Source organism: Thiocapsa roseopersicina, from assembly GCF_900106925.1.
Lineage (GTDB): Bacteria > Pseudomonadota > Gammaproteobacteria > Chromatiales > Chromatiaceae > Thiocapsa > Thiocapsa roseopersicina.
Map to the genome: position 1 here is coordinate 1 of NZ_FNNZ01000074.1, position 1,936 is coordinate 1,936.

Consider the following 1,936-nt stretch of genomic DNA (forward strand, 5'->3'; position numbering starts at 1 on the left):
ACGATCCGCAGCCGGGTGCGATCCAGCACCGGACCCTCGACCTCGGTCAGCACGCGCTGCCAGAACCGATCGAGCTGGCGTAGGGGCACATACTCGGCGATCAGGTCGCGGATCTGCTGCAGCGTGTATTGCCAGACCAGCGGGTCGTCGTCCAAGTCATCCGCAAGGCGCCGATACCGCAGAGGCTTGCCGCCGGGATTGACCGCCTCGATCCGCCCGTCCTTCACCAACTCGTCCAGATCGCGCTGCAGTGCGCGACGGCGCGCCTTGTCGTTCTGCGCGCCGTACGCATCGCCCAGGATCCCGAGCAGACGCGCACCGTCCGGACAGGACGGCGCGGACGCCGCGCCCCGCGGCAGCAGGCGCTCCAAGCGCTTGAGACGTTCGATACGGGTAGTGTGGATGGCGCTCATTCCGCGAGTGTACGACAGGATGTGACGCATGCCCATGGTGAAATGGATCCCGTCGCCGAATCCGCCCCACCGACGAGGTCTCCAGCATGTCCCGACACGACCGTTCACTCTCCTCGCGCGAGCTGCTTGCCCGCATCGGTCTGAGCGAGGAGCATCCGCAGGATCTGCTCGACAACGAGCCGCTCGACGATCTGAGCGGCGACATCGGCGCGGCACTCACCGCCCGCTGCCGCGCCTTCCAGGAGCGTCACACCTTCGCGGTCGGCGATCTGGTGACCTGGAAGCCGGGCCTGAAGAACCGCCGCATCCCGCGCTACGGTCAGCCCGCCGTGGTCATGGAGGTGCTGGATCCGCCCGTCGTCGACGGCGAGCGCGAGTCCGGGAGCACCTATTTCAACGAGCCGCTCGACCTGGTCCTCGGCCTCTTCATCGACAGCGGTCCGGCGCGCGGCGAGCTGCTGACCTGGCACTTCGACGGCCGCCGTCTGCAACCCTGGACACGGGAGGTCTGACATGCCCCGACCCCGCACACTCTGGCGCAAGGACTTCGCCGCCGTGCCGGCCTCGGCGCGGCGGGCGGCGTGCTATGCCCTGCGACTGGCTCGCGCGTATCCCAAACTCGAGGACCGATCCACGCTCGGCGCGCTCTGGACCCTCTGTCTACCGCTGTTCGAGCCCGAGCAGGTGGCGGCATTCCTGTCCAACGCCGTCGGTCGCGATCCGGACGACGCCTGGGCGGACGCGGACGATGAAGCCGCCCTGCAACCGGCGGACGATGCCGTCCTGCGCGGGCGTCTGCGTCGGCTGCTCCAACGCACGCCGCGCTCCGTCCTGACCCGTCTGGCGGCAGCCGACACGGCGGAGCCGACGCCGCCCGTGCTCGCGATCCTCGGCGAGAGTCTCGGACTGGATCCGACCGATCTGCAGATCCTCGCCTATCTCGTCGAGTGCGACGCCCACGAGCCGCTGCGGTTCGTCCTGCGTCGCTACGAGCAGGCCACCGCGCGCATCAATCGGCCGCGCCTGAGCGCGGCCCTCGCGATCCCCGAGCGCACCCTGCGCGAGGCCCTGACCCGCCAAGCCCCGCTGCGTCGACTCGGTCTGCTCGACTACACCGGCGACCCCTGCGATCTGGAGGATTTCGTCCGCCCGACCAGCCTGCTGCGCGAGCTGATCGATGCCGAGCCGGCGGACGCCGACGCACTCCTCGCCATCCTGATCGAGCCGGCGCCCGCCGCCGCCTGGCCGCCGAGCGCCTTTCCCCATCTCGCCGACGCGGTGGCGCACCTCCAAGCGGTCCTCGGACGCGCGGCGACGAGCGGCGCCGTCGGCGTCAACGCCCTGCTGCACGGCGCGCCCGGCACCGGCAAGACCGAGCTCGCCCGCACCCTGGCCGACGCCTGCGAGCTGCGCGCCTTCCAGGTGCGCAGCGCCGACGAGGACGGCGACGGACTCTCGCGCAAGGGCCGGCTCTCGGCCTATCTGCTCGCCCAACGCCTGCTCGAACGGCGTCGCGATGCCCT

Annotated in this window: 2 protein-coding genes and 1 pseudogene; 2 read left to right on the forward strand and 1 reads right to left on the reverse strand. The window is 70.7% G+C overall.

Translation table 11 applies throughout. From position 1 onward, the window contains the following. Nucleotides 1–449, reverse strand: a pseudogene (locus BLV04_RS24160) (helix-turn-helix transcriptional regulator); the annotation flags it as partial. A gap of 50 nt (nucleotides 450–499) precedes the next feature. Between BLV04_RS24160 and BLV04_RS24165 the strand changes: the two are divergent. Together BLV04_RS24165 and BLV04_RS24170 are read left to right on the forward strand one after the other, a co-directional pair. Further along, the gene (locus BLV04_RS24165) at nucleotides 500–925 is read left to right on the forward strand and encodes a hypothetical protein (protein WP_093038691.1); all 426 of its coding nucleotides are present in this window, start codon (nucleotides 500–502) and stop codon (nucleotides 923–925) included. A gap of 1 nt (nucleotide 926) precedes the next feature. Beyond that, nucleotides 927–1,936 (forward strand): AAA family ATPase (locus tag BLV04_RS24170; RefSeq protein WP_139192048.1); only part of this gene is annotated, 1,010 nt, incomplete at its 3' end.